Raw genomic sequence first — 23,344 nt, 5'->3', positions numbered from 1 at the left:
AGACCGAAAAGAACAGGACCGAACGAAGAGCCATGCGCGCGGAAACGCTCAACATTGTCGACGAGATCAGGCAGGCGATAACCCTGCTGAGGAGGCATCTTTGACTGGGATCAGGCTGTAAAGCGGCTTGAGTACCTGAATTCGCGCGCCGAGGATTCCAGCCTCTGGAACGATCCGACCGAAGCGCAGAAGCTGATGCGGGAGCGCCAGGAGCTCGAGGACGGCATCGCCGCGGTCAAGGGAATTACCCAGGCGCTGGAAGACAATATCGGCCTGATCGAGCTCGGCGAGGAAGAGGGCGACGACGGCATCATCGCCGAAGCTGAGGCAGCGCTGCGCTCGATGCAGGGCGAAGCCAAAGCCCGCCAGGTCGAAACGCTGCTCTCGGGCGAAGCCGACGCCAACGACACCTACCTCGAAGTCCACGCCGGCGCCGGCGGCACCGAGAGCCAGGACTGGGCCTCGATGCTGTTGCGCATGTATACGCGCTGGGCCGAGCGCCGCCGCTTCAAGGTCGAGGTGCTGGAAGTCCATGACGGTGAAGAGGCCGGCATCAAGTCGGCTACCGTGCTGATCAAGGGCCACAACGCCTATGGGTGGCTGAAGACGGAATCGGGCGTCCACCGCCTGGTGCGTATTTCGCCCTATGACAGCAATGCGCGCCGCCACACGTCGTTCTCCAGTATCTGGGTCTATCCTGTCGTCGACGACAAGATTGAGATCGACGTTTCGGAATCCGATGTCCGCATCGACACCTATCGCTCCTCGGGTTCGGGCGGTCAGCACGTCAACACCACCGACTCCGCCGTGCGCATCACCCATCTCGCGACCGGCATCGCGGTCGCCTGCCAGGCCGAACGCTCGCAGCACAAGAATCGCGCCAAGGCTTGGGAAATGCTGCGCTCGCGGCTTTACGAGGAAGAGCTGAAGAAGCGTGAGGCGGTCGCCAACGCCACCGAGGCATCGAAGAGCGACATTGGCTGGGGCCACCAGATCCGCTCCTATGTGCTGCAGCCCTATCAGCTGGTGAAGGATCTGCGCACCGGCGTTGAGAGCACCTCCCCGTCGAGCGTGCTCGACGGGGATCTCGACGAGTTCATGGAAGCCTCGCTGTCGCATCGCATCGAAGGCGGCGCCGGCGAAGCGGTGGCGGACCTCGACTAGGATTTCCGGCGCTGTAGGGGAGGAAGAGCCGGTGACGCGCAAACTTACCGGAAAATGCTTCTGCGGCTCCGCCCGCTACGAGGTGGCGGACGAGTTCTCTTACGCGGCGAACTGCCATTGCTCGAACTGCCGGCGCACGACGGGTGCACCGTTCAAGCCCTTCGCCGGCATCGAGCGCGACAAGTTCCATCTCACCGCGGGCGAGGGCGAACTGCTGATCTTCGGCGACGAGAACGGCCACGACGCGCATTGCGGGCGATGCGGCTCGCTGCTCTATTCGTTGGTCCGCGACGGCGCCTATGTGCATGTCGCCATGGGCACGCTGGTCGACGATCCGACCATACGGCCGACCGCGCACATCTTTGTCGGATCGAAGGCGAAGTGGTTCACGATCACCGACGACCTGCCACAGTATGATGGGCATGTTCCCGGCTGAACGTCTGGAACCAGCTTGAGCCCAATCCCGTTGTCGGGCACCGGCACCGTGCGGCTAACCGGTCATTAACCAAGCCGGCGCACGATTCTGGATGGCAGAGGCTGGCGTCAATCGCTGCATCGCCGTTGCAAGCGGTTGCTTGCGCCAGTCGAGGAATCAGCCCAGCTTTCGAGTTGGGGTTAAAAGCATTTATGGCCGGATGCGGCATATCTGCGACCGACGATCCGGCCACTGGGAAGACACGTTCCGGGAACGGGCAAGCGAAAACGCTTGATGCTCGAAAGGAACGTTTCGATGTCTGCTGCCATATCAAGATCGGCCCAAGCCGTTCGACCGGCTGGCCGACTTTTGTTCTCTCTCTTCGCAATTGGAGCCATCTCGGTGCTGGCGCCGCCGGCCGTCGCGCACGACGCCCAACCCACGGCGGCTATGCCGCAGGGCTGGAAATACCCCTTTGCCTGCTGTGCCAACTTCGATTGCAAGGAGGTGCCGCAGTCGTCGATCAGCGAGCGGCCCGAAGGCTATGTCATAAAGGGCACGGGCGAGGTGGTGGCCTATAGCGACAAGCGGATCAAGAATTCGCCCGACGGCGAATACCACTGGTGCGCGCATCAGGCCGGGCTCGATGCCGGCAAGACCATCTGCCTGTTCGTGCCGCCACCCTCTTACTAGACCTGGCGAGCCAAACGTGAGGCGCGGGAGGGCTTCGAGCGCGCCAGCATATCTCGACGCTGCTGACAGGCAGTTGTCAGGATCGCTTCTTTATGTTGCCCTGCTGCCAGGGGAATCCGGCGTGGCGGCAGGCAATGGGAGAGGTGAGTTCATGACCATCAAGGGAAGCTGCCACTGCAAGGCGACAACCTTCGAGGTTGCCGAGGCGCCGCAGACGGTGACGCAATGCACATGCTCGTTTTGCTCGAAGCGCGGGTCGCTATGGGCCTACTATGTGCCGTCGCAATTCAAGCTCACAAGCCCGCCGGAGAACGTCTCCTTCTATCGCTGGGGCTCGAAGACCGTGAAGCACGGTTTCTGCGCCACGTGCGGCTGCGGCACCTTCACGGAAACACCCGATTGGTCGACCGGAAAGCCGGACTTCGACAACCCGAAGATCAGCGTCAATTCGCGCCTGTTGGACGATTTCGACTTGGACAAGGTCGAGGTGGTGGTCATCGACGGCAAGAATTTGTGGTAGACGCGAAGCGGGAACGGCCGCCGAGCTTTGCCGGCCGCATTCCCGTTCCGTTTTTCGCCGCATTTCATGCTACAAGGCTGCGGAAGGGCTGATTTGGCGCGGCCGCAAAGGCCGCGAGTTGGAGAGGGACCAATCTCATGAAGAAGACTGTGCTCGTCGCCGTGGCGACGGCTGTACTGGTGAGCGCCTGCACTACCACCGATCCGTATACCGGCGACCAGAAGATCTCCAATACGGCGGCCGGTGCCGGGCTTGGCGCGCTGGCAGGCGCTAGCCTCGGCCTGCTCGCCGGCGGCAACGACCGCCGCAACGCGTTGATCGGCGCCGGTATCGGCGCGCTCGCCGGCGGCGCGATCGGCGCGACGATGGACCAGAACGAGGCCGAGCTGCGCCGCCAGTTGCAGGGCACTGGCGTCAGCGTCACGCGCAGCGGCGACCAGATCATCCTCAACATGCCATCCGACATCACCTTCAACGTCGACCAGGACGCGGTGAAGCCGGGCTTCTATCCGGTGCTGAATTCGGTCGCGCTGGTGCTGAAGAAGTTCCGCCAGACCACGGTGGACGTGTTCGGTCACACCGATTCGACCGGCGGCGACCAGCACAATTTCGACCTGTCGCAGCGCCGCGCGCTCGCCGTGGCCAACTACCTGTCCGGCCAGGGCGTCGATCAGCGCCGCTTCGCCGTCACTGGCTTCGGCAAGACGCGCCCGATCGCATCCAATGCGACGGCCCAGGGCCGCGAGCAGAACCGGCGCGTCGAAATCCAGTTGTCGCCGCTCACCTGAGAGAAAGCCGCCCGAAGGGGCGCATTTCCCGCGACGCAAAACGGCCCTGTACAGGGCCGTTTTTTGTTTTGGCGTTGCCCAAAGATGGGTCGAAAGTCTTAGGCCATTAGCTTGTTCTAATTGATACTTTTCCAGAGCCGGGGAAAGGACTACTATCCTGCTGTTCCAGAGGGGATGGGGCGGTCAACCGGCCGCGCAATCAGCATCTACCGCCCCGGTCTTGCACGGCCAGATCAAGGGAATCTGGGAGGAATGCATGACAAGAACAGCTCGTCTCGGGCGCTGCGGCGTCCTCGCTTTGGCAGGTCTCATCGGCACATGGCTCGGTTCCGCCGCGGCCCAGGCCGAGGACAGCAAGGCCGACATCGAAGCCTTGAAGAAGTCTCTCGCCAAATATGAAGACTACACGGCCGCCGTGCGCGACCTCTATTTGTCGACCGTCGGCTGCGTCCATTACGCCGGCGAGAAGATAGCCGGCGCGATGTATTATCCGAAAGGCGCAATGGGCATCCATTTCGTCAACGTCCCGAGCATCGGCAAGCCGCTCGACCCGATGAAGCCCAATGTCCTGATCTACGAGCCGACCAGGAAAGGCCTGAAGCTGGTCGGCGTGGAATGGCTGGTGCCGCTGACGCCGGACGTGAAGGAAGCTCCAACGCTGTTCGGCCAGAAATTCATGGGGCCGATGGAAGGACACTACCCGCTCATCCCGAGGGAGTTCGTCCACTACGACCTGCATGCCTGGCTGTTCAGGGACAATCCGAACGGCATGTTCACCCCGACCAACCCGAAGGTGACATGCAGCAAGGCCGATTTCCCGATGCTGGAGAAGCCGACCAAGATGATGCCTGGGCCGATGTAGGGCAGGGCGCTACGAAAGGAAACGGCCCCGTTCGGGGCCGTTTTCATTCTGTCTGTACGAGCGGCTTCAGACCTTCGCGACGATCCGCATGAAGGCCGGCACGTCGTCGCCGAAGCCGACGGTCGCATCGTCTTCTTCCTGACGGTGGCGGCCGGGGCGTTCGCGCTGCGGACGGGCGTCGCCGCGCTGCTCGTGACGGTTGCCCGGGCCCTTGCGCTCGTTCTCGGAACGAATCGCGTCCTTGCGGGCGCGGCGTTCGGCGATGTCGGCCACTTCGGCGACAGGCTGCTCGTCGCCCGCGGCATCGGGCGTCTCGTCGCGCTTGGCGTGACGGTCCTTCTTGCGCTCGCCACGTTCTTTGCGCTCGTCCTTGCGGTCCTCGTCCTTGCGGCCGGCGCGACGCGGCGCGCCACGGCCACGGCGCGGCTGCTCCTCGCCTTCGCTTTCGGTCACGGTCGACAGGTCGCCGTCATGCCATTCGATCTTGGTGCCGATCAGCCTCTCGATGGCGTCGACATATTTGGTGTCGGAGCGCGTCGCGATGGTGAACGACTTGCCGGCGCGTCCGGCCCGGCCGGTGCGGCCGATGCGGTGGACATAGTCCTCGGCATGGATCGGCACGTCGTAGTTGAAGACGTGGCTGACATCGGGAATGTCGAGACCGCGCGCGGCGACGTCCGACGCAACGAGGTAGCGCAGCTTGCCGTCACGGAAATTGGCGAGCATCTGCATGCGGGCTCGCTGGTCCATGTCGCCATGCAGGGCACCCGCGTCGAAATCATGCTTCAACAGCGAGCGGAACAGCTCCGACACTTCGACCTTTCGGTTGCAGAAGATGATGGCGTTCTTCAGCTCGGCGTCTTCGGCCTTGATCAGATTGCGCAGCGTCTCGCGCTTGTCCCAGGGCTTGTTGCCGGACTTCACCAGGCGCTGCGTGATGCTGGTCGCGGTGGAGGCGGCCTTGGAGACCTCGACGCGCACCGGCGCATGCAGGAATTTCTCGGTGAGCTTGGTGATCTCCGGCGGCATCGTTGCCGAGAAGAACAGCGTCTGGCGTGTGAACGGGATCATCTCGCAGATGCGCTCGATATCGGGTATGAAGCCCATGTCGAGCATGCGGTCGGCCTCGTCGATGACGAGGATCTCGACACCGTTGAGCAGCAGCTTGCCGCGCTCGCGGTGGTCGAGCAGGCGGCCGGGCGTCGCGATCAGCACATCGGCGCCGCGCTCGAGCTTCTTGTCCTGCTCGTCGAAGGAGACGCCGCCGATCAAGAGCGCGATGTTGAGCTTGTGGTTCTTGCCGTATTTGACGAAGTTTTCCTCGACCTGCGCGGCAAGCTCGCGAGTCGGTTCGAGGATCAGCGTGCGCGGCATGCGGGCTCGCGCCCGGCCTTTTTCAAGGCGCGTCAGCATCGGCAGCACGAAGGAAGCGGTCTTGCCGGTGCCGGTCTGGGCGATGCCCAGCACGTCCTTGCCGAGCAGCGCATGCGGGATGGCGCCGGCCTGGATCGGCGTCGGCTTGGTGTAGCCGGCATCGGTGACTGCGGAGAGCACCTTCGGCGACAGGCCGAGGTCTGAGAATGTCAACGCTTCTTGAGCGATCGTGGTGTCTGAGGACAAGTGTTTGTTGTCTTTGGTTGGTTGGGAAAAGCGCGGCACAGCAGCCGCGGCAGGCGCCGCGCGCCTGCAAGATCGGTGTTGCAGTTAGGCGCAAGCCCTCGATTTGTCAACAGAAACGGACCGAAATACAGAGATTGTGAAGACGTAACCTTAATCGCGATGCTTAAAGCGCGTCGCGTCGAAACGGAATCAGGCTACGCGCTTTAAATCTTTGCTTGATGCATGTCGTGTTCCAAAACCGCTGCGCGCTTTTGGGCCACATGCATTGATCGAAACAGTATCGTTGCGCCGGCTCAGTAGCGGAACTGCTCGGCAAGGATACGTTCGTTCCATGAATGGTTCGGATCGAACAGCAAGGTTGCCGTTGCCGTCGGCGATTCCCGCACGGTGACGGAGGCTACGGCCTTGACCTCGGTATGATCGGCCGCGGCATTCACCGGACGCTTTTCGGCTTCCAGGATGTCGAAGCGTATGGTCGCCTTGTTGGACAGCAACGCGCCGCGCCAGCGGCGCGGGCGGAACGGACTGACCGGCGTCAGCGCCAAAAGCGGCGCATCGAGCGGCAGGATCGGCCCATGCGCGGACAGATTGTAGGCGGTGGAACCGGCGGGCGTCGCGATCATCACGCCGTCGCAATTCAGCTCCTCCAGCCGTACCTGGCCGTCGACGGTGATGCGGATCTTCGCCGTCTGGTAGGACTGGCGCCACAGCGCCACCTCGTTGATGGCCGGCGCCGAAATGGTTTCGCCGTCATGCGTCACGGCGACCATTTCCAGTGGGCGGATCGTCTCGGCGACCGCGGCCGCGATGCGTTCCTCGAGCCCGCCGGCGCGATACTCGTTCATCAGGAAGCCGATGGTGCCACGGTTCATGCCGTAGACCTTCTTGCCCGTGCTCATCGTCTCGCGCAGCGTCTGCAGAAGAAAGCCGTCGCCGCCAAGCGCAATGATGATCTCGGCGTCCGCGACAGGCACCTGCCCGTAGCGCGCGGACAGGCTTTCCAGCGCGGCGCGGGCGTCGTCGGTATCGGAAGAGACGAAGGCGAAACGGCTGGCGGCTTTGCTCATGGCTCCCGGAGGGCGACCGTCTGCGGGGGCCGCGCCGGCGACGGCGTAGCATGCGCCGGCCATATCTGTGAAGGGCGCTGCGCTGGCCGGCGGGTCACACCCGGCAATCGCGCTTCGTGACAGCCGCGACACGAATGTGATGGCTGCTATGGTTAAGGCGAAGCTTAAACACTCGTAAAGCCGGATCGATCATGTTAGCCGACAGGAGATGGGTTGGCGGGGGCTAGCCAGTCGAGAGACCTGTCTATTGCCGGTAACGCGTCTGATCATAGTCTTCCTGATGATGGGAAGTTTCGCGCTCATGTTCGCTGAACTGGTGCGTCATTCGGAAGAGATGAGCCAGCGGCCGCAGCCGACGGCTTCCCGCTGCGGTGACGCCACGGGAACTCCTTGCCCGCAAAGGGCGCTTTAGCAATTCCAGGAAAAGTGTGAGCGGTTTTCCGTCCGGAATTGCGGAAAACAAAGACCAGGCTTCGCTTCCCTGTTCGCTCAGCCGCCCTGCAAGTGGCAGCCGGCCTTGCGTTTGCCCGTGACATACTCGTCGATGAGCTGCCGGTAGCGCACCTTGCCGAAGCTCGGAAAATGGCCGCCATGCACGACCGACACGTCGAGCCCGCGCATGGCAAGCAGTGTTGCGACATAGTCCTCGATATCGGAGTGATAGACGTCGTCGATCGGCGGCCCGTCATAGACGATGTCGCCGGACAGCAGGATGCCGGTCTTCTTTTCGTAAAGCGCGATGCCGCCTGGCGAATGTCCAGGCGTGTGGATGACCTCGAAGGCGCGGTCGCCGAGATCGACGACGTCGCCGTGCTCGAGCAGCCGACCGGCCGGCGCGGGCAGGATCCGGTAGCGCGCCGTGTCCCAGCCTTCGGGCGCGCCGTCGAACATCTCCTCATTGGCGTAACGGTCGGCGACCGTCCATTCGTTGCGCGGATCGGCCAGGATTGCCGCCTCGGCGCTGTGCACGCAGCGGTCCGGGAACTCGTGATGGCAGCCGATATGGTCGAAATGCGTGTGGCTGGCGACGCAGGTAAGCGTGCGCTCGCTCACCAGCGGCACATGACGTTTCAGGCTGAAATGGCCGAGGCCGGTGTCGAACAAAAGATCGCGGTCGCGGCCGCGCACATGCCAGATGTTGCAGCGGAAGAACGGTTTTATCCATGGCTCGTGGATGAGCGTGACGTCGTCGCTCATGCGGATGGTCTCGTACCAGTCCGGGGCCTCGATGACCGGAAGCATGCTCATGGCTCAGTCCGCCAGCAGGATGATGTCTTGAGCCTGGCATGAAACCGCTGTCGTGTCGCCTGCCTGGACGGTGGCCGAAGCGGGGGCCTTGGCGATGAATTGCAGTGCCGGGTCCAGCAACGAGGCGGCCAGCACGCGTTTGAAGCTGCCCTGGAAGACGACATCGCCGATCTTGGCCGTACCCAGCGCGACATCGCCCTTCGCTTCGCCGAGGACAAGGTGCTCGGGTCGGATCGCGAGCGCAACCGTGGCGCCGGCAGGCGGTGCGCCGGGCAGTGATATCGAGCCTACCGCCGTCGAGGCCGTGACGATCCCGTTCCTCGCTTCGGTCACGGTGCCGGCAAGGATGGTGCTCTCGCCCATGAAGGTCGCGGAAAAACGCGTCGCCGGCCGCGCATAGACCCGCTCGGGCGGGCCTTCGTCCTCGATGCGGCCGTCGTTCATCACCACGCAATGGTCGGCCAGCGCCATCGCTTCTTCCTGATCGTGGGTGACATGGATGAAGGCGGTGCCGACGCGCTTCTGGATCGCCTTCAGCTCGTCCTGCATCTGCCGGCGCAGCTTGAGATCCAGCGCGCCGAGCGGTTCGTCGAGCAGAAGCACCGCCGGCTCGATGACCAGCGCGCGGGCGAGCGCGACTCGCTGCCGCTGGCCGCCGGAAAGCTGATGCGGCTTCTTGTCGAAGGCGGCTGCCAGCCCGACGAGGGCCAGCGCATCGCGCGCCTTCGCCGCCCGGGTCGCGCCGTCGACGCCCTGCATGCGCAGCCCGAAGCCGACATTGCCGCCGACGCTCATATGCGGAAACAGCGCATAATCCTGGAACACGGTGGTCGTCGGTCGTTTGGCCGGCGGCACGGCGGTGCAGTCCGCGCCACGGATGAACACCTTGCCCTCGCTGGGCGCGACGAAGCCGCCGAGGATCGAAAGCAGCGTCGTCTTGCCGGAGCCCGACGGTCCGAGCAGGATCGTGTAGCTGCCGGGCTCGATCGCGAGCGAGACGTTCTTCAGCACCGCAAGCTGGCCGAAGCGGTGCGAGACGTTGCGGATATCGACCAGGGGCGCGCTCATGCCGGCTTTCTCCGCAACAGCGTCAGTTCGAAAAACACCACCAGGACGATGGAGACGGCAAAGACCAGCGAGCCGACGGCATTGGTCTTGGGATTGAGGCCGGAGCGTAAAAGGTTCCAGATCTCCACCGGCAGCGTCGTTTCGAAGCGGGTAAGCAGGAAGGAGATGACGAACTCGTCCCAGGAGAAGGTCATCGACAGGAAGAAGCCCGCGAAGATCGCCGGCGCCATGACCGGCACGGTGATCATGAGCATCACCTTCCACTCGGCCGCGCCCAGGTCGCGCGCGGCGCGCTCGATGTTGATCTGGTGGTCGCCCATCTGGCTGTAGATGATGGCGAAGCAGAGCGGCAGGTTGATCACGACATGGCCGATGCCGGCGGCTAAAAGCGATTTCGGCACGCCGGCCCAGTTGAACAGCACCAGCAGCCCCATGCCGATGATCAGGTAGCTGACGGTGAGCGGCAGCGTGATCAGTCCGCGCAGCAGGGCCGAGCCCGGCAGCACGAAGCGCGCGAAGCCCCAGGCGGAGAGGAAGCCGAGCGTGACCGAGGCAAGCGAGGAAAGCACCGCCACCAGCAGCGAATTGACCAGCGCCGAGGTGAGCCGCGCATCGGACAGCACCGCCTGGTACCAGCGCAGCGACGGGCCGGTGAAGGGCGGGATCGGAAACGAGGTCGCCTGCAGCGAAAACAGCACCAGCACGACCACCGGCAGGAAGATGAAGCCGTAGACGGCGAGCGCGTAGACCCAGGCGGCGAGGCGGACGACGGCGCGCATCGTCAGGCCCGCTCGATCTTCAGCCAGCGCGCGCAGGCCAGATAGGCGATGGTGACGACCGCCATCAGGATGATCGACAGCGCGGAAGCCAGCGGGAAGTCGCCGCGGCGGCCGATCTGCATCATCACCAGCTGCGGCATGAGCAGCTCGTTGTTGCCGCCGAGGATTTGCGGCGTGATGTAGTCGCCGATGCAAAGCACGAAGGTGAGGAAGGCGCCGACCATGATGCCGGGCAGGGTCAGCGGCAAGACGACATGCAGGAAGGTCCGCACCGGCCCTGCGCCGAGATCGGCGGCAGCCTTGCGGTAGCTGGGGCTGAGCTGCTTGAGGTTGGCGAAGATCGTCAGCGTCAAAAGCATGACGAAGAAATGCACGAAGCCGGTGACGGTGGCGAAGCGCGTGTTGGCGAGTTGCAGCGGCTCGCCGATCAGGCCGATGCCGGTCAGCGCCCGGTTGATGACGCCGTTCTGCGCCAGCACCAGCAGCCAGGAATAGGAGCGCACCACATAGGAGGTCCAGAACGGCAGCACGGCCAGCATCAGCGCCAGCCGCTGCCAGCGTTCCGGCACTTGTTCCGCCAGGATCCAGGCAAAGGGATAGGCGAGCAGGATCGAGATCACGGTGACGGTCGCCGTGACCTCCAGCGAGTTCACCATCGCCCGCCAGTAGGATGGATCGGTGAAGAACTGGCTGTAGTTGGCTAAAGTGAAGCCGCCGCCTTCATGCGCCGTGAGGCTGGAAAACCCCATGGCGATGAAGGGCAGCACGAAAAACAGAAGCGTCCACGCCAGCGCCGGCGTGACCAGCGCCCAGGGCAGGGCACGCGAATTGCCTCCAGAAACACTCATTGGCCGATTTACTGCGCCTGCAGCATCTCGGTCCACATGTCCTGCATCTTCTTGTCGAGATCGGCGTTCGGCGCCGGATAGGCCTGGGCGCGGGCGAGGAAGCCGGGCTGCTCGTCGAAGCGCAGGATCTTCTTCTGCTCGTCGGTGAGCGCCGCCTTGGTGTTGGACGGCATGCCCCAGTAGCAGGAGGATGTCGCAAGCCGCGCCTGGCCCTCGGGGCTCAGTATGTACTGGATGAATTTCAGCGCCATGTCCTTGTTCTTGGAATCCTTGAACATGGCGAGCGACTGCGACCACAGCACCGCGCCTTCCTTCGGGATCGAGAAGTCGAGCGCCGGGTTCTCCTTGGCAAGGCCGGCCGTCACCCATTCGCCGCCGCCAACCAACATGTCGACCTCGCCGGTGGCCAGCGCCGTCTGGCTGGCTGTCACCTCGCCAACCAGCTTGGCATTGGCCTTCATCTTGAGGAGCTCGGCCTTCAGCGCCGGCAGGTCGGCCTCGGTGAGGTCGGCGGTCTTCTTGCCGATGGCCAAGGCCGCCATGCCGATCACCGGCAGGTAATAGTCGTAGATCGCGACCTTGCCCTTGTATTTGTCGCTGGTGAGCGAGGCCAGCGACTCCATATCGGCCGGGTCGACCTTGGTCTTGTTGAAGCCGATCGTGTTGTAACCGAACTTTTCGGTGATGCCGTAGCGCTTGCCGTCGACGATGGTGGACTTGTCCATCTTCACTTCCGGGAAGAGGTCGGCGAAGGGCAATTTATCCTCGGGCAGCGGCTCGAACAGGCCTTTCTCGACGCCGCGCGGCACGTCGATGCTATCGATCACCATCACGTCCCAGTCGCCGGGCTGCGACTGGTCGACGATGGCCAGCCCCGCGCCGGTGCCTTCGAATTCCTTGACGTTGACCTTGACGTTGTTGGCCGCTTCGAAGGGCTGAAGCAGCGCCGGATCGGAATGATCGCACCAGATCAGCGCATTGAGATCGGCAGCCTGAGCGCCGCCCGCCGCGATGAGGAGCGCGGCGGCTGCGCAAGCGGCTGCGAGACGGGACTTCAGGCTGGAAAGCGGAGTCCGGGCATTGACGGTCATCGAGTGTTCTCCCTGCCTTGCTGGCTTGTTGGAAGAAAAGTTGAACCAATTCTAAAATTGAGTCAATTATGATTTTGTGGCAGAGAGGCCGATATGAGCGGATTGCGCGAACGGCAGAAGGCGGACCGGCACCGCCGCATCATCGATGCGGCGACGGAGCTTTTCCGCGAGGTCGGCTATGAAGGCGCCAAGATCGAGGCGATTGCCGCTCGAGCCGAAGTCTCGATCGGCACCATTTACAATTACTACCAGAACAAGGGCGATATCCTCGGCGCCATCGTTTCGATGGAAGTCAACGAGGTGCTGAACGCCGGGCGAGGGATCGTCGCCAACCCGCCCGCCAATGTCGGCGACGCGCTGGATACGCTGATCGGCATCTATATCGAGCACTCGCTGAATTATCTGAGCAAGGAGATGTGGCGGCAGGCGATGGCGATCTCGACCCAACTGCCCGACAGCCCCTTCGGCCAGGCCTATACGGCGCTCGACCGCGACCTGACCGAGCAAATAAGCGCGCTGATCGCCCGCCTGCGGGAGGTCGGCCTTGTGCTACCGGACATAGACGGGCCCGCGGTGGGCGAGCTGATCTTCAACAATATGAACATGATGTTCATCGAGTTCGTGAAGCGCGACGAGGCGAAGATACCGGAGCTGAGGGCGGCGATCCGACGTCAGAATAGGGTGCTGGTGACGGCGATTGGGGTGTGAGGCCCTCAGGAAAGGTCCCGGCATGCAAAGTTTTGAGCGGGCGCTAATCGAGCTTCAGGATGCGCCGCTTGTCGAGGCGGAATATTCCGTCATTGCCACCTGGGACTCAAAATCGGTCTGCAGATCGTCCGTCCCATGTACCGAGATATTGCCCGCAATCAGCACATCTGATTGGCGTTGAAGGCTGCGCATCGGCCGGAATCTGGAGGCGGATCGTCCCGCAAAAGGGGCACTCCAAAAGGTGATCCAGATATGCGCCGGCCATCGTCTTCATTCAGAGAGCCCCACGTCGAATTCAACCACAAACCCCGCGTCGATGGCGGCTCGTGCAATGTGATCGCCAAGCTGCCAATCCGTCAACTCGCAAAGTGGGAACATCTCTCTGATGGCATCGACAGCGTCGGCGATCGAAATGCTGGGATTGTCGACCCTATCGAGCAGGTAGCGGACAACCGCCTGCCGAACGTCCGACGAAGTGGCTGTCTGCGTGACCGTGAGCATCTCCGGACCCTACGAATGGAGCCGCATTTCCTCGCCCTTGGCCATCGTTGCGTCGAAGGCCACGGGAATGCCGTGAACGATGCAGGCCGCCGCCAGCATACCTTCCAATTTGTGGTCGCTGGTTCTGCAGGCAGGCATAAGTGTTCGGATGGCGCGGATTGCCTGTGCGATGGAAAGGAACCGCGCTCGACCCCTGGAAAGGACATAGGCCTCGGTTGCCTTTTCAACTGTGACGCCGTGAAAAGCGTTGGTCATTGCGAGTTCCTCCCTGAACCCCAACCAACGTAATTTACACCCCATTTTCAGCGGCCATCAAGCTTATGTACGATTTCGGACAATGCTGAAATGCCGTTGCTCCTCCTCGCCATAGGCGCCGTGCGTGAGCTTTATCAGTCCGCTGCGATCGACGATCGTGATCTCACCACGCCTGGCCTGGATCAGCCCCCGATATTCAAGCATTTGGAGGGCAGTAGTGACCCCAGGGCGCCGGGCACCGAGCATGGTCGCGAGAAATTCGTGCGTCAGGTAAATCCTGCTTCCTGAAGAGCGATCGTGGACCATGAGCAGCCACCGAGCCAGTCGCTCCTCGATCTTCGAGTGGCCGTTGACCAGCGCGGTCCGGGAGGCCTGGATGAGGAAGGCGTTGGCATATCGAAGCAACGATCGGCCAAGGGTCGGGCTTTTTGCGAGGGCCGCGCGAAGATTTTCAACCGGCAGGGACCAGCCCTGGCCAGCGATCTGAATATAGGTCTCGTTGGGGGAGCTCTGCTGGCCGAGAATGACCGTAACACCCGTCATACCATCGTGGCCGATGATGCCGACTTCGCTTTGTCGCCCTCCGGTCATGATAGCGACTACCGAAGCGATCCCCGTCTCCGGAAAATACACCTGCTCTATCGGCTGATAGGGAACCTCTAACTGATCTTTGATGCCCAGTTCGACGTGATGCATCGACGGCTGCAAGAGGGCGAAATCATCAGGGTCGATGGATTTCAGTACGTGGTTGCGAAAAGTGGATTGAGGCATGGCTCTTCTCCCGTTGCGGGCAAGAGCACTTTCCTCTCACTGTCGGCTGCATCCGTACGTGTCTGGCGGCCGATATCGAAAGCATAGGCTTCGGACGGCCCATTCGCAACGACGGCTCGCTTGCCTGCAACTTTGCATGCCGGATTTCGCATCGCTCAAGGCGCAGTATATTTTGTCCCCTCTGGCCAATGCGGAACACGAGTGGATACGCCGGGGACCTGGAATATTAGGCGACTAATCGGCGTGCGGAACAAAATCGCTCCAAACACGTTGCATCATGTTGGGACACGCTCCATGGCCGACGATAGCAGCGAACTTCGCGCAAAGGCCCTCAGAGACCATCACGTCGATTGGCTAGTAAAGGAAGCTGGTGTCACAGCCGCGCAAGCGCACGAGCTAATCGAATTGATCGGCATGGGCAATCTGCCATCCCTGCGGCGCGAAGCTTTCTTGCTGAAAAAGTCGCTCTACTAATCGGCGGCTACCCCAACATGTGCCTTCCCGCTGGTATCTCCCTTAAAAGAGCACGGACGCGTCACGGCTGATAGGAAGTACAGGTTGGTGCCGCCTGAGGGACTCGAACCCCCGACCAATAGTTTACAAAACTACTGCTCTACCAGCTGAGCTAAGGCGGCACATTTACCCGTACGCATACCCCTGAAACTCCCTCTCTGGAAAATGATGAGGCTTTCCAGAATTTTAGCTGATTGATCCAACGAATTACAAAACCGCTGCTCTACCAGCTAAGCTACAAGGGCATGGCGCTCCGGTAGCATATTTCGTGCGCCAGTAAAGACAAAACTCCGTTTTGGGTTGCTAATGGACCCGCCGCGGTCACCAAGGGGGCATCCTGAAATTCGGCGTGCCGCTTCCTACATCTCATTCGGGTGCAATCGCATCGAACGGGGTGCCGCATGATCAGATTCGTCATCATCCTGCCGCTCATCGTCGTGACCTGGCTTCTCTTGGTGAAGGTCATCAGCGACCTGAAGAAGGCCAATATCGACTGGACCGGCGTCGCCACCTTCGTCGGCTTCGTCGTGCTGGCCTTCTGGCTGAGGCATGTCACGGGGATGGGGTGAGGGAGCGAATAGGGAATAGCGAGGAGCGAATAGGGATTTGAGTCCAGCGTCCGCCGTGCTTTCCCTACTCACTATTCGCTACTCCCTACTCGCTCATATTCGAACCTTTTGCCGCTTCGCCACGACTGATCTCTCGAGAGGCGAATGGTCGCCTCGATCAAGGATCCAGGAGATCATTATGCTGAAGCGTACCCTTACGTCCGGCGTCGTCGCCGTCTTCGTCGCCACCGGCGCGCTGGCCGCCACGGTCCAGACGTCCTCGGCCCATGGCAACCATCATCATCACCACCACAGCCATCATCATCACCACAATCATCATGGCAAGCCTTGGTGGTGGTGGCACAACCATCATTACAAGCATCACCACCACGGCAAGGTGATCATCTTCCTCTGACGAGAAGACCATTTTTCTTCGAAGGGCGGCCTCGGGCCGCCCTTTTTTCGTTCCGGGCTAACCGGCCGCCGCGGGCGAGGAAATCGCCGGTCAAAAAATCTGAAAATTCTTCGAACCTTTTTGCGGCTCGCCGCGACCCATGATCAAGAGGCGGATGGTTCGCCTCTCCACCGAAACCAAGGAGATCCATCATGTTCAAGCGCACCATCGTTTCCGGCCTCATCGCCACCACCGTCGCCGCCGGCGCGCTCGCCGGCACCGTCCAGCCCTCGGCCGCCCACGACCATCATCACCACCGCGAGCTCGGCATCGGCATTGCGGCAGGTGTCGGTGGTTTCGTGCTCGGCAGCCTGCTCGCCCAACAGCCCCGCACCGTCTATGTCGAGGACGACGGCTACGACTCGATCCACGTCCGCCGCTGCTACGCCCGCTACGCCAGCTACGACGAGCGCTCCGACACCTATATGAGCTATGACGGCCCGCGCTACTGCCGGCTCTAGGAGGGGGCAAGATCAACGACAGGAAAGAGGGGCTACGCACAGCCCCTTTTCTTGCGTTCGAGCGCTACGCATCCGTCTGATTGATTTGATCTTTTTGGCGAACAACGTTTTAGGAGTTGGGCTTCAGCTCGGGCAACGCCAAGCCCGCCATGTGGCAGGCGCCGCTGACCGAAGCGTCGTTTATCGCGACGAGCTCGAAGCTGTTTCCGGCATCGGGATGGATCTTGCCGATGAAAGGCTCGTTGCCGCCGGGAGAGCCCTTGTCGTCGACATAGCCGCACACGACGGTCTCGTCGCGGCCGTTCAAACTGCGCTCTCCGGCGAGCATCGTTCCGAACTTTGCGGCGATCGGGTTCCTCAGATGCTGGCGGACGCCGGCGGTGATGATCTCCTCCAGGGCCAGCGAAATCGGAATGGGATCGACGCGTTGATTACCGCCGGTGTTGCTGCTGGGCACGGGCGGCGCCGGTGCCGTCGCCACGCATCCGCAAAGCGAAACGGCCGACAGGAGGTAGATTGTTTTCCGCATCCTTGCCCTTTCGCATGCATTCCAGCGGCACGGCAAGACGGGCAAGTCTAGCGTCCGACCTGGCTGTGGGGTCGGCTGGCTCAACCAACGATGTACAGCGATTTTGCAAGCGTCTAGTCTGCTTCTGGCACCAATCGAGGGGAGGGTGGCTTGGACGAGCGGGATCCCAAGGAAGACCTGATCGAGCCGGTTTTTCGCAACGGCACGGTCACCACCGTCGGCATCCTGTTGGCGTTTTCGCTGGGTTTCATCACCCATTGGGCCGCCAACCCGATCCCCTGGCAGACCTATCATCTGTTCGCCGTGGTGCCGATCCTCGTCGGCATCGCCCTGCAGATGCGGGCCCTGGCCATGCTGCTCGACACCAAATCGCTGCAGCGGCCCATCTATGCGCGCGCCAACCGGATATTCATTGCCGGCCTGGTCTTGACCGCTTGCGGCGTCGGGCTGGCGATCCTGCTCGATTTCTTCGAGATAGCGGCTAAGAGCGCTTTGCCGGGCGCCGCTTAGAATGCCTTCGCACCGCCGATCATCTTCGTCACCTCGACCGCGGCGTCGCGCACCAGCGGACCGATCTCGGCCAGCCGTTCAGGTGTGACCCGCACCGTCGGGCCGGACACCGAAACGCCGCCGATCGGCTCGCCATATTCGTCGAAGATGGCTGCCGCCACGCAGCGCATGCCGGGATGGCGCTCCTCGTCGTCCACCGACCAGCCGCGATGCTTGATGGTCGCGAGGTCATGGGCGAGCGCCGAGATGTCGGAAAGCGTCTTGTCGGTGTAGCGCTGCAGGCCTGACTTGCGCAGGATGGCGGCGACCCGTTCAGGCTCGAGATGCGCCAGCACCGCTTTGCCGATACCCGAGGCATGGAAGGGGCTGCGCGTGCCTGGGCGAAAGAAGGCGCGGATCGCCTGGTGCGTCTCGACCTGGTTGACGAAAACCACGCAATCGTCCTCGGCGACGCCGAGATTGGCGGTCTCTCCGGTCTTTTCCATCAATTCCTGCATGACGATGCGGGCGCGGTCGACGAGCTTACGCCGGCGCAGGAAAGCCGAGCCCATGCGATAGGTCTCGACGCCGACCGACCAGAGCTGGTCGGTCGTATCGAACTCGACCATGCCGTGGTTCTCCAGCGTCGTCAGCATGCGATAGGCGGTGGAGGCGGCAATACCGCTTTGCGCCGCGATTTCGCTGAGCGACAGGCCGCTCGCCTCGGCCACGATCGCGAGGATCCGCAACGCGCGGTCGAGCGACTGAACCGAAGCCGCTTCGGATGGACCATTGAAGGCGCGCGGCCGGCGGCGCGGGGCGGGCCGCGCTGGCGTTTTTCCGTGGTTTCCATGCCCGTCATTCTCGCCGATTTGACGCCGGATGCAATGAAAAAGTTTTTCAGTAGTTGTCGAAGCGGGTTTTCTGGAAAACGAAAAACAAAATAAAATCAGTTAGAAGGAGGCGTTTTCCAGAAATGAAAAAATATTCTGAAAAAATTGAAAAATCGAATACGCGCTGTCATTCTCAAGCCAACCAACGAAATGGAGGCTTGTCATGGCAAGGATGCGCGCTGTCGACGCTGCGGTTCTCGTTCTCGAAAAGGAAGGCATCACCAATGCCTTCGGCGTGCCGGGCGCGGCGATCAATCCGCTCTATTCGGCGCTGAAGGCGAGGGGCACCATCCGCCATGTGCTTGCCCGCCATGTCGAGGGCGCCTCGCACATGGCCGAAGGCTATACTAGGGCCAAGGCCGGCAATATCGGGCTCTGCATCGGCACCTCCGGTCCGGCCGGCACCGACATGATCACCGGTCTCTATTCGGCCTCGGCGGATTCCATTCCGATTTTGTGCATAACTGGCCAAGCCCCCCGCGCGCGCCTCAACAAGGAGGATTTCCAGGCCGTCGACATCGCGTCGATCGCGGCACCCGTCGCCAAGTGGGCCGTCACCGTCATGGAGCCCTACCTGGTGCCGATGGCGCTGCAGAAGGCGTTCCACCTGATGCGCTCCTCGCGCCCCGGACCGGTGCTGGTCGACCTGCCGCTGGACGTTCAGCTTGCAGAGATCGAGTTCGACATCGACGCCTATGAGCCGCTCGCCCCCTTCAAGCCGGCAATCACGCGCGCCCAAGCCGAGAAGGCGCTGGCGATGCTCAACGAGGCGGAAAAGCCGCTGATCGTCGCCGGCGGCGGCATCATCAACGCCGATGCCTCGGATCTCTTGATCGAATTCGCCGAAGTCACCGGCGTGCCGGTCATCCCGACGCTGATGGGCTGGGGCGCGATCCCCGACGACCACCGTTTGATGGCCGGCATGTGCGGCCTGCAGACCTCGCACCGCTATGGCAACGCGACGATGCTGGCGTCCGACTTCGTCTTCGGCATCGGCAACCGCTGGGCCAACCGCCACACCGGTTCCGTCGACGTCTACACCAAGGGCAAGAAATTCATCCATATCGACATCGAGCCGACGCAGATCGGCCGCGTCTTCGCGCCGGATCTCGGCCTCGTCTCGGATGCGGGCGCAGCGCTGAAGATCCTGCTCGACGTCGCCACCGAATGGCGCACTGCCGGCAAGCTGCGCGACTGGTCGGGCTGGGCGAAGGAATGCCAGCAGCGCAAGAAGACCATGAAGCGCAAGACGCATTTCGAGCAGGTGCCGCTGAAGCCGCAGCGCGTCTATGAGGAGATGAACAAGGCGTTTGCCCGCGACACCACCTATGTCACCACGATCGGCCTGTCGCAGATTGCCGGCGCGCAGTTCCTGCATGTCTACAAGCCGCGCAACTGGATCAATTGCGGCCAGGCCGGCCCGCTCGGCTGGACGCTGCCGGCGGCGTTGGGCGTGCGCGCCGCCGATCCGGACCGGGATATCGTCGCGCTCTCCGGCGACTATGACTTCCAGTTCATGATCGAGGAGCTGGCCGTCGGCGCGCAGCACAAGCTGCCCTACATCCATGTCGTCGTGAACAACGCCTATCTCGGCCTGATCCGCCAGGCGCAGCGCGGCTTCTCGATGGATTACGAGGTGAGCCTCGCCTTCGAGAACGTCAACCGTGCCGGCGATCCGGAGGCGGGCTATGGCGTCGACCATGTCGCGGTTGCCGAGGCGATGGGCTGCAAGGCGGTCCGCGTGAAGAAGCCGGAGGAATTCGCCGGCGCCTTCAAGGAAGCGCAGCGGCTGATGAAGGAGCACCAGGTGCCAGTCGTCCTCGAATTCATCCTCGAGCGCGTCACCAACATTTCCATGGGCACGGAAATCGACAAGATCACCGAATTCGAGGACCTTGCCGAGAACCATGAGGATGCCCCTACCGCTATAGTGATGTTGGATTAAGCCGAGCGGAGAAGGAGAAAAAGAATGCCGCGTTTTTCAGCCAATCTTTCGATGCTCTTTGGCGAGCATGATTTCCTCGATCGCTTCGATGCCGCGGCCCGCGCGGGCTTCAAGGGCGTCGAATACATTGGCCCCTACGACCATGCGCCGGACGTCGTCGCGGCGCGCCTGAAGAAGAACGGCCTCAGCCAGGTTCTCTTCAACCTGCCGGCCGGCGACTGGGCGAGGGGCGAGCGCGGCATTGCCGTGCTGCCCGACCGGGTGCCGGAATTCCGCCAGGGCGTCGCCAAGGCGATCACCTACGCCCATGCGCTGGGCTGCGAGCAGATCAACTGTCTTGCCGGCATCGCGCCGCAGGGCGCCGATCGCGTCGTGTTGGAAAACGTCTTTGCCGAAAACCTGGCCTTCGCGGCCGAGAAGCTGGAGCAGGCCGGGATCAGGCTGCTGATCGAGCCGATCAACACCCGCGACATTCCGGGCTTCTTCCTGAACTATTCCGATCAGGCCCTGGCGCTGATCGACCGCATCGGCTCGAAGAACCTGTTCCTGCAGTACGACATCTACCACATGCAGATCATGGAGGGGGATCTCGCCCGTACCATCGAAGCGAACCTTCCCCGCATCGCGCATATCCAGCTTGCGGACAATCCCGGCCGTCACGAGCCGGGGACGGGCGAGATCAACTATCCCTTCCTGTATGATCACATTGATCGCCTCGGCTATTCCGGCTGGATCGGCGCCGAATACAAGCCGAAGGCCGGCACGGAAGCCGGGCTCGGCTGGTTCAGCGACTTCGCCGGGCAGGGGAGCGCGGCGGCTTAGGCGCTTCCCTTCTCCCCGTCACTATACGGGGAGAAGGTGCCGGCAGGCGGATGAGGGGCAGCACCCACGTTGCGATGTATTCGAACGAGACGTTCAGGAGAACAACATGGAAACCATCGGTTTCATCGGCCTCGGCATCATGGGCGCGCCAATGGCGGGACATCTTCTCGACGCCGGCTATAAGGTCGTCGCCAGCGATCATCGCTCAAAACCGCCGGCCGACCTCGTCGCCAAGGGCCTGAAGATCGCCACCGGCCACAACGCGGTGGCCAAGGCCGCCCACATCATTATCACAATGGTGCCGGACACCCCGCAGGTCGCCGACGTGCTGTTCGGCGACAACAGCGTTGCCTCCGGTCTGTCCAAAGGCAAGCTTGTCATCGACATGAGCTCGATCTCGCCGATCGCCACCAAGGAATTCGCCAAGAAAATCAACGATCTCGGTTGCGACTATCTCGACGCGCCGGTGTCGGGTGGCGAGGTCGGCGCCAAGGCGGCGTCGCTCACCATCATGGTTGGCGGCGAGGACAAGGCGTTCGAGCGGGCGAAGCCGGTGTTCGAGAAGATGGGCAAGAACATCACGCTGGTCGGGCCGAACGGCGTCGGCCAGACCACCAAGGTCGCCAACCAGATCGTCGTGGCATTGACCATCGAAGCCGTCGGCGAAGCGCTGGTTTTCGCCTCGAAGGCGGGCGCCGATCCCGCCAAAGTCAGGCAGGCGCTGATGGGCGGGCTCGCCGCCTCGCGCATCCTCGAAGTGCATGGCGAGCGCATGATCAAGCGCACCTTCGCTCCAGGCTTCCGCATCGAGTTGCACCAGAAGGACCTCAACCTGGCGCTGGAAGGGGCGAAGGCGCTCGGCGTCTCGCTGCCCAACACCTCGACGACGCAGCAACTGTTCAATTCCTGCGCCGCCAATGGTGGGGCGAAGGAGGATCACTCGGCGCTGGTTCGGGCGCTGGAGCGGATGGCGAATTTCGAAGTCGGCGGCGCCGCAGCCGAAGCCAAAGGCAAGGCAGCTTAGGTCAGGAGAGGGCGGCTCAACGTTCCCACGCCGCCTGCTCTTTGCCTGTCAGAGAACGGGTTCCTGCGTTTTACCGCGGGAGCCCGTTTTTTCGTGTCGGTCAAAGTCGATCCGTGCTCAGCCGCGCCTCAGGAATGCGTGCGCAGCATAAAGACTGACCGCCGCCGCATTGGACACGTTGAGCGAGTGGATGGCGCCGGGCATGTCGAGGCGGGCGAGCGCGGTTACCGTCTCGCGGGTTTTCTGACGCAGGCCCTTACCTTCCGCGCCCAGCACGAGCGCGATTTTTTCACCGTCGAAGGTCTTTTCAAGCTCGGCCGGGCCTTCCGAATCGAGCCCGATCGTCTGGAAGCTGGCCTCGTGCAATTGTCCGAGCGCATCGGCGAGGTTCTTCACCTCGATCTGGTCGATATGCTCAAGCGCGCCGGAGGCGGATTTCGCCAGCACGCCCGATTCCTGCGGGCTGTGGCGGGCCGTCGTGATCAGCGCGCCGGCGCCGAAGGCGACCGCGGATCGCAGGATCGCGCCGACATTGTGCGGGTCCGTCACCTGGTCGAGCACCAGCACCAGCTTGGTGTCGCCAAGCGCGTCGAGACGCTTCGGCTTGAGCGGCTCGGCCTCGATCAGCACGCCCTGATGCACCGCATCCGACCCGGTGATCCTGTCGATGTCCTTCGGCTCGACCAACTCGGTCTTGAACGGCAGGGCGGCAAGATCGGTGATTGAAAGACGTTCGGCGGCGTTGCGGGTCACCAGCATTTTTCTGATCTTGCGCCGCGGATTGTCGAGCGCGGCCCGCACCGTGTGCAGGCCGTAAAGCCGCACCAGCCCGTCGCCAGGCGCTTCGCCTGGGGGCACAGGCTGGCGCGGCCGGAACGCCGGCGCGCCGCCCGCCTTCTGGTCGCGATGCGCGCGCCTCAGTTTGGCGTAGTGGGTGTCCTTGCGCGTGCCGGGCTTGTTGCTTCTATCGTCGCTCATGGCGGCTTCTATAGCCGTCCCGTCCGGCTAAGGATATGGGCTGGGGAAATGAATGCCGAACATCCTCGAAAAACCCTGGCCGCGCCGGTTGACACCCACCGGCCTTGCCGCCATAAGGCGCTTCGCTGATTTCGGAGAAGATCTTACTCGGGCTCCGGATCGGCGAAAATGCCTCGTTGCATGGCTCCGGCGGCAGACTGGAGAGGTGCCCGAGTGGTTAAAGGGGACGGACTGTAAATCCGTTGGCTTAGCCTACGTTGGTTCGAATCCAACCCTCTCCACCACTGCCG

General features: G+C 62.5%; 27 protein-coding genes, 2 tRNA genes and 1 pseudogene. 16 read left to right on the top strand and 14 right to left on the bottom strand.

Annotated features, from left to right (window positions below; translation table 11 throughout):
• Positions 1-32 precede the first annotated feature (32 nt).
• The 6 genes from prfB to LB572_RS12380 all read left to right on the top strand — a co-directional run bounded on the left by prfB (position 33) and on the right by LB572_RS12380 (position 4,442).
• Positions 33-1,164 (top strand): peptide chain release factor 2 gene (prfB, locus tag LB572_RS12405; RefSeq protein ID WP_224667886.1). Its coding sequence is split into 2 segments (ribosomal slippage): positions 33-98 and positions 100-1,164, totalling 1,131 coding nucleotides; the frame shifts between segments, so codons are not numbered across the junction.
• 31 nt (positions 1,165-1,195) lie between these two features.
• On the top strand, positions 1,196-1,600 hold the full coding sequence (locus tag LB572_RS12400) for a GFA family protein (protein WP_140808880.1): 405 nt from the start codon (positions 1,196-1,198) through the stop codon (positions 1,598-1,600).
• Between the two features lie 294 nt (positions 1,601-1,894).
• On the top strand, positions 1,895-2,272 hold the full coding sequence (locus LB572_RS12395; RefSeq protein ID WP_140808896.1) for a hypothetical protein: 378 nt from the start codon (positions 1,895-1,897) through the stop codon (positions 2,270-2,272).
• Positions 2,273-2,423: 151 nt separating this feature from the next.
• Positions 2,424-2,792: a GFA family protein gene (locus LB572_RS12390; RefSeq protein WP_140808894.1), complete on the top strand. Its 369-nt coding sequence runs from the start codon at positions 2,424-2,426 to the stop codon at positions 2,790-2,792.
• Between the two features lie 137 nt (positions 2,793-2,929).
• On the top strand, positions 2,930-3,580 hold the full coding sequence (locus tag LB572_RS12385; RefSeq protein ID WP_140808878.1) for an OmpA family protein: 651 nt from the start codon (positions 2,930-2,932) through the stop codon (positions 3,578-3,580).
• Positions 3,581-3,836: 256 nt separating this feature from the next.
• Positions 3,837-4,442, top strand: coding sequence for a hypothetical protein (locus LB572_RS12380; RefSeq protein ID WP_224667885.1), 606 nt, complete (start codon positions 3,837-3,839; stop codon positions 4,440-4,442).
• A 66-nt stretch (positions 4,443-4,508) separates the two neighbouring features.
• Here LB572_RS12380 and LB572_RS12375 read toward each other — a convergent pair whose 3' ends face one another.
• The 7 genes from LB572_RS12375 to LB572_RS12345 all read right to left on the bottom strand — a co-directional run bounded on the left by LB572_RS12375 (position 4,509) and on the right by LB572_RS12345 (position 12,163).
• The gene (locus LB572_RS12375; protein ID WP_224667884.1) at positions 4,509-6,062 is read right to left on the bottom strand and encodes a DEAD/DEAH box helicase; all 1,554 of its coding nucleotides are present in this window, start codon (positions 6,060-6,062) and stop codon (positions 4,509-4,511) included.
• 293 nt (positions 6,063-6,355) lie between these two features.
• Positions 6,356-7,129 carry an NAD kinase gene (locus tag LB572_RS12370; protein ID WP_140808871.1) on the bottom strand — a complete coding sequence of 258 codons (774 nt, stop codon included), beginning with the start codon at positions 7,127-7,129 and terminating at the stop codon, positions 6,356-6,358.
• A gap of 489 nt (positions 7,130-7,618) precedes the next feature.
• Positions 7,619-8,377, bottom strand: coding sequence for an MBL fold metallo-hydrolase (locus LB572_RS12365; protein ID WP_224667883.1), 759 nt, complete (start codon positions 8,375-8,377; stop codon positions 7,619-7,621).
• Positions 8,378-8,380: 3 nt separating this feature from the next.
• The gene (locus LB572_RS12360) at positions 8,381-9,445 is read right to left on the bottom strand and encodes an ABC transporter ATP-binding protein (RefSeq protein WP_224667882.1); all 1,065 of its coding nucleotides are present in this window, start codon (positions 9,443-9,445) and stop codon (positions 8,381-8,383) included.
• Entirely contained in the window at positions 9,442-10,224 is a 783-nt protein-coding gene (locus LB572_RS12355) for an ABC transporter permease (RefSeq protein ID WP_224667881.1), read from the bottom strand. Before LB572_RS12355 ends, LB572_RS12360 begins: the two co-directional genes overlap by 4 nt.
• Before the next feature lie 2 nt (positions 10,225-10,226).
• Complete coding sequence (locus LB572_RS12350; protein ID WP_140802972.1) at positions 10,227-11,072, bottom strand: ABC transporter permease; 846 nt, start codon at positions 11,070-11,072, stop codon at positions 10,227-10,229.
• An 8-nt stretch (positions 11,073-11,080) separates the two neighbouring features.
• The gene (locus LB572_RS12345; protein WP_224667880.1) at positions 11,081-12,163 is read right to left on the bottom strand and encodes a spermidine/putrescine ABC transporter substrate-binding protein; all 1,083 of its coding nucleotides are present in this window, start codon (positions 12,161-12,163) and stop codon (positions 11,081-11,083) included.
• A 93-nt stretch (positions 12,164-12,256) separates the two neighbouring features.
• Between LB572_RS12345 and LB572_RS12340 the strand changes: the two genes are divergently transcribed.
• Positions 12,257-12,871: a TetR/AcrR family transcriptional regulator gene (locus LB572_RS12340; RefSeq protein WP_224667879.1), complete on the top strand. Its 615-nt coding sequence runs from the start codon at positions 12,257-12,259 to the stop codon at positions 12,869-12,871.
• A 270-nt stretch (positions 12,872-13,141) separates the two neighbouring features.
• On the opposite strand, the gene LB572_RS12335 is transcribed toward LB572_RS12340, so the two are convergent.
• The 3 genes from LB572_RS12335 to LB572_RS12325 form a co-directional block, all read right to left on the bottom strand.
• The gene (locus LB572_RS12335) at positions 13,142-13,372 is read right to left on the bottom strand and encodes a hypothetical protein (protein ID WP_140802975.1); all 231 of its coding nucleotides are present in this window, start codon (positions 13,370-13,372) and stop codon (positions 13,142-13,144) included.
• A gap of 9 nt (positions 13,373-13,381) precedes the next feature.
• Complete coding sequence (locus LB572_RS12330; RefSeq protein ID WP_224667878.1) at positions 13,382-13,627, bottom strand: hypothetical protein; 246 nt, start codon at positions 13,625-13,627, stop codon at positions 13,382-13,384.
• Between the two features lie 63 nt (positions 13,628-13,690).
• Complete coding sequence (locus LB572_RS12325) at positions 13,691-14,398, bottom strand: Crp/Fnr family transcriptional regulator (RefSeq protein ID WP_224667877.1); 708 nt, start codon at positions 14,396-14,398, stop codon at positions 13,691-13,693.
• Between the two features lie 294 nt (positions 14,399-14,692).
• Between LB572_RS12325 and LB572_RS12320 the strand changes: the two genes are divergently transcribed.
• Positions 14,693-14,872, top strand: a complete 180-nt coding sequence (locus LB572_RS12320; protein ID WP_224667876.1) for a hypothetical protein — start codon at positions 14,693-14,695, stop codon at positions 14,870-14,872.
• A gap of 85 nt (positions 14,873-14,957) precedes the next feature.
• Here LB572_RS12320 and LB572_RS12315 read toward each other — a convergent pair.
• Positions 14,958-15,033 (bottom strand) — tRNA-Thr (locus LB572_RS12315).
• A 279-nt stretch (positions 15,034-15,312) separates the two neighbouring features.
• On the opposite strand from LB572_RS12315, the gene LB572_RS12310 reads away from it, so the two are divergent.
• The 3 genes from LB572_RS12310 to LB572_RS12300 all read left to right on the top strand — a co-directional run bounded on the left by LB572_RS12310 (position 15,313) and on the right by LB572_RS12300 (position 16,374).
• Positions 15,313-15,480, top strand: coding sequence for a hypothetical protein (locus LB572_RS12310; protein ID WP_140802978.1), 168 nt, complete (start codon positions 15,313-15,315; stop codon positions 15,478-15,480).
• 178 nt (positions 15,481-15,658) lie between these two features.
• Positions 15,659-15,874: a hypothetical protein gene (locus LB572_RS12305; protein WP_224667875.1), complete on the top strand. Its 216-nt coding sequence runs from the start codon at positions 15,659-15,661 to the stop codon at positions 15,872-15,874.
• Between the two features lie 191 nt (positions 15,875-16,065).
• Complete coding sequence (locus LB572_RS12300; RefSeq protein WP_224667874.1) at positions 16,066-16,374, top strand: BA14K family protein; 309 nt, start codon at positions 16,066-16,068, stop codon at positions 16,372-16,374.
• A gap of 109 nt (positions 16,375-16,483) precedes the next feature.
• Here the strand turns inward: LB572_RS12300 and LB572_RS12295 are convergent, their stop codons facing one another.
• A complete protein-coding gene (locus LB572_RS12295) occupies positions 16,484-16,903 on the bottom strand; it encodes a hypothetical protein (protein WP_224667873.1) in 420 nt (139 codons plus the stop codon).
• A gap of 150 nt (positions 16,904-17,053) precedes the next feature.
• Between LB572_RS12295 and LB572_RS12290 the strand changes: the two genes are divergently transcribed.
• Complete coding sequence (locus tag LB572_RS12290) at positions 17,054-17,413, top strand: hypothetical protein (protein WP_224667872.1); 360 nt, start codon at positions 17,054-17,056, stop codon at positions 17,411-17,413.
• Here the strand turns inward: LB572_RS12290 and bhcR are convergent.
• Positions 17,410-18,245 (bottom strand): annotated as a pseudogene (gene bhcR, locus LB572_RS12285) (HTH-type transcriptional regulator BhcR). The gene LB572_RS12290 and the pseudogene bhcR sit on opposite strands and share 4 nt — an antisense overlap.
• A gap of 203 nt (positions 18,246-18,448) precedes the next feature.
• Here bhcR and gcl point away from each other — a divergent pair.
• From gcl to LB572_RS12270, 3 genes are all read left to right on the top strand, one after another.
• Positions 18,449-20,230, top strand: a complete 1,782-nt coding sequence (gcl, locus tag LB572_RS12280; protein WP_224667871.1) for a glyoxylate carboligase — start codon at positions 18,449-18,451, stop codon at positions 20,228-20,230.
• A 24-nt stretch (positions 20,231-20,254) separates the two neighbouring features.
• The gene (gene otnI / locus LB572_RS12275; RefSeq protein WP_224667870.1) at positions 20,255-21,052 is read left to right on the top strand and encodes a hydroxypyruvate isomerase; all 798 of its coding nucleotides are present in this window, start codon (positions 20,255-20,257) and stop codon (positions 21,050-21,052) included.
• A gap of 106 nt (positions 21,053-21,158) precedes the next feature.
• Positions 21,159-22,076 carry a 2-hydroxy-3-oxopropionate reductase gene (locus LB572_RS12270; RefSeq protein WP_224667869.1) on the top strand — a complete coding sequence of 306 codons (918 nt, stop codon included), beginning with the start codon at positions 21,159-21,161 and terminating at the stop codon, positions 22,074-22,076.
• A 117-nt stretch (positions 22,077-22,193) separates the two neighbouring features.
• On the opposite strand, the gene LB572_RS12265 is transcribed toward LB572_RS12270, so the two are convergent.
• Positions 22,194-23,054, bottom strand: coding sequence for a TrmH family RNA methyltransferase (locus LB572_RS12265; RefSeq protein WP_140802987.1), 861 nt, complete (start codon positions 23,052-23,054; stop codon positions 22,194-22,196).
• Positions 23,055-23,253: 199 nt separating this feature from the next.
• On the opposite strand from LB572_RS12265, the gene LB572_RS12260 reads away from it, so the two are divergent.
• Positions 23,254-23,338, top strand: a tRNA-Tyr gene (locus LB572_RS12260).
• The last annotated feature ends 6 nt before the right edge of the window (positions 23,339-23,344 follow it).

It is taken from the genome of Mesorhizobium sp. BH1-1-5, from assembly GCF_020165615.1.
Lineage (GTDB): Bacteria > Pseudomonadota > Alphaproteobacteria > Rhizobiales > Rhizobiaceae > Mesorhizobium.
The sequence above is the reverse complement of the archived record's forward strand: the minus strand, read 5'-3'. Positions and strand labels throughout refer to the sequence as shown.

What these genes read in the sequence shown, in the direction of transcription:
- LB572_RS12300 (WP_224667874.1), top strand. Translation starts at nt 16,066, where the DNA reads ATGTTCAAGCGCACCATCGTTTCCGGCCTCATCGCCACCACCGTCGCC.
- LB572_RS12320 (WP_224667876.1), top strand. Translation starts at nt 14,693, where the DNA reads ATGGCCGACGATAGCAGCGAACTTCGCGCAAAGGCCCTCAGAGACCAT.
- LB572_RS12360 (WP_224667882.1), bottom strand. Translation starts at nt 9,445, where the DNA reads ATGAGCGCGCCCCTGGTCGATATCCGCAACGTCTCGCACCGCTTCGGC.
- LB572_RS12370 (WP_140808871.1), bottom strand. Translation starts at nt 7,129, where the DNA reads ATGAGCAAAGCCGCCAGCCGTTTCGCCTTCGTCTCTTCCGATACCGAC.
- LB572_RS12340 (WP_224667879.1), top strand. Translation starts at nt 12,257, where the DNA reads ATGAGCGGATTGCGCGAACGGCAGAAGGCGGACCGGCACCGCCGCATC.
- otnI (WP_224667870.1), top strand. Translation starts at nt 20,255, where the DNA reads ATGCCGCGTTTTTCAGCCAATCTTTCGATGCTCTTTGGCGAGCATGAT.
- LB572_RS12380 (WP_224667885.1), top strand. Translation starts at nt 3,837, where the DNA reads ATGACAAGAACAGCTCGTCTCGGGCGCTGCGGCGTCCTCGCTTTGGCA.
- LB572_RS12365 (WP_224667883.1), bottom strand. Translation starts at nt 8,377, where the DNA reads ATGAGCATGCTTCCGGTCATCGAGGCCCCGGACTGGTACGAGACCATC.
- LB572_RS12335 (WP_140802975.1), bottom strand. Translation starts at nt 13,372, where the DNA reads ATGCTCACGGTCACGCAGACAGCCACTTCGTCGGACGTTCGGCAGGCG.
- LB572_RS12345 (WP_224667880.1), bottom strand. Translation starts at nt 12,163, where the DNA reads ATGACCGTCAATGCCCGGACTCCGCTTTCCAGCCTGAAGTCCCGTCTC.
- LB572_RS12270 (WP_224667869.1), top strand. Translation starts at nt 21,159, where the DNA reads ATGGAAACCATCGGTTTCATCGGCCTCGGCATCATGGGCGCGCCAATG.
- LB572_RS12355 (WP_224667881.1), bottom strand. Translation starts at nt 10,224, where the DNA reads ATGCGCGCCGTCGTCCGCCTCGCCGCCTGGGTCTACGCGCTCGCCGTC.
- gcl (WP_224667871.1), top strand. Translation starts at nt 18,449, where the DNA reads ATGGCAAGGATGCGCGCTGTCGACGCTGCGGTTCTCGTTCTCGAAAAG.
- LB572_RS12305 (WP_224667875.1), top strand. Translation starts at nt 15,659, where the DNA reads ATGCTGAAGCGTACCCTTACGTCCGGCGTCGTCGCCGTCTTCGTCGCC.
- LB572_RS12390 (WP_140808894.1), top strand. Translation starts at nt 2,424, where the DNA reads ATGACCATCAAGGGAAGCTGCCACTGCAAGGCGACAACCTTCGAGGTT.
- LB572_RS12310 (WP_140802978.1), top strand. Translation starts at nt 15,313, where the DNA reads ATGATCAGATTCGTCATCATCCTGCCGCTCATCGTCGTGACCTGGCTT.
- LB572_RS12265 (WP_140802987.1), bottom strand. Translation starts at nt 23,054, where the DNA reads ATGAGCGACGATAGAAGCAACAAGCCCGGCACGCGCAAGGACACCCAC.
- LB572_RS12385 (WP_140808878.1), top strand. Translation starts at nt 2,930, where the DNA reads ATGAAGAAGACTGTGCTCGTCGCCGTGGCGACGGCTGTACTGGTGAGC.
- LB572_RS12350 (WP_140802972.1), bottom strand. Translation starts at nt 11,072, where the DNA reads ATGAGTGTTTCTGGAGGCAATTCGCGTGCCCTGCCCTGGGCGCTGGTC.
- LB572_RS12395 (WP_140808896.1), top strand. Translation starts at nt 1,895, where the DNA reads ATGTCTGCTGCCATATCAAGATCGGCCCAAGCCGTTCGACCGGCTGGC.
- LB572_RS12325 (WP_224667877.1), bottom strand. Translation starts at nt 14,398, where the DNA reads ATGCCTCAATCCACTTTTCGCAACCACGTACTGAAATCCATCGACCCT.
- LB572_RS12295 (WP_224667873.1), bottom strand. Translation starts at nt 16,903, where the DNA reads ATGCGGAAAACAATCTACCTCCTGTCGGCCGTTTCGCTTTGCGGATGC.
- LB572_RS12330 (WP_224667878.1), bottom strand. Translation starts at nt 13,627, where the DNA reads ATGACCAACGCTTTTCACGGCGTCACAGTTGAAAAGGCAACCGAGGCC.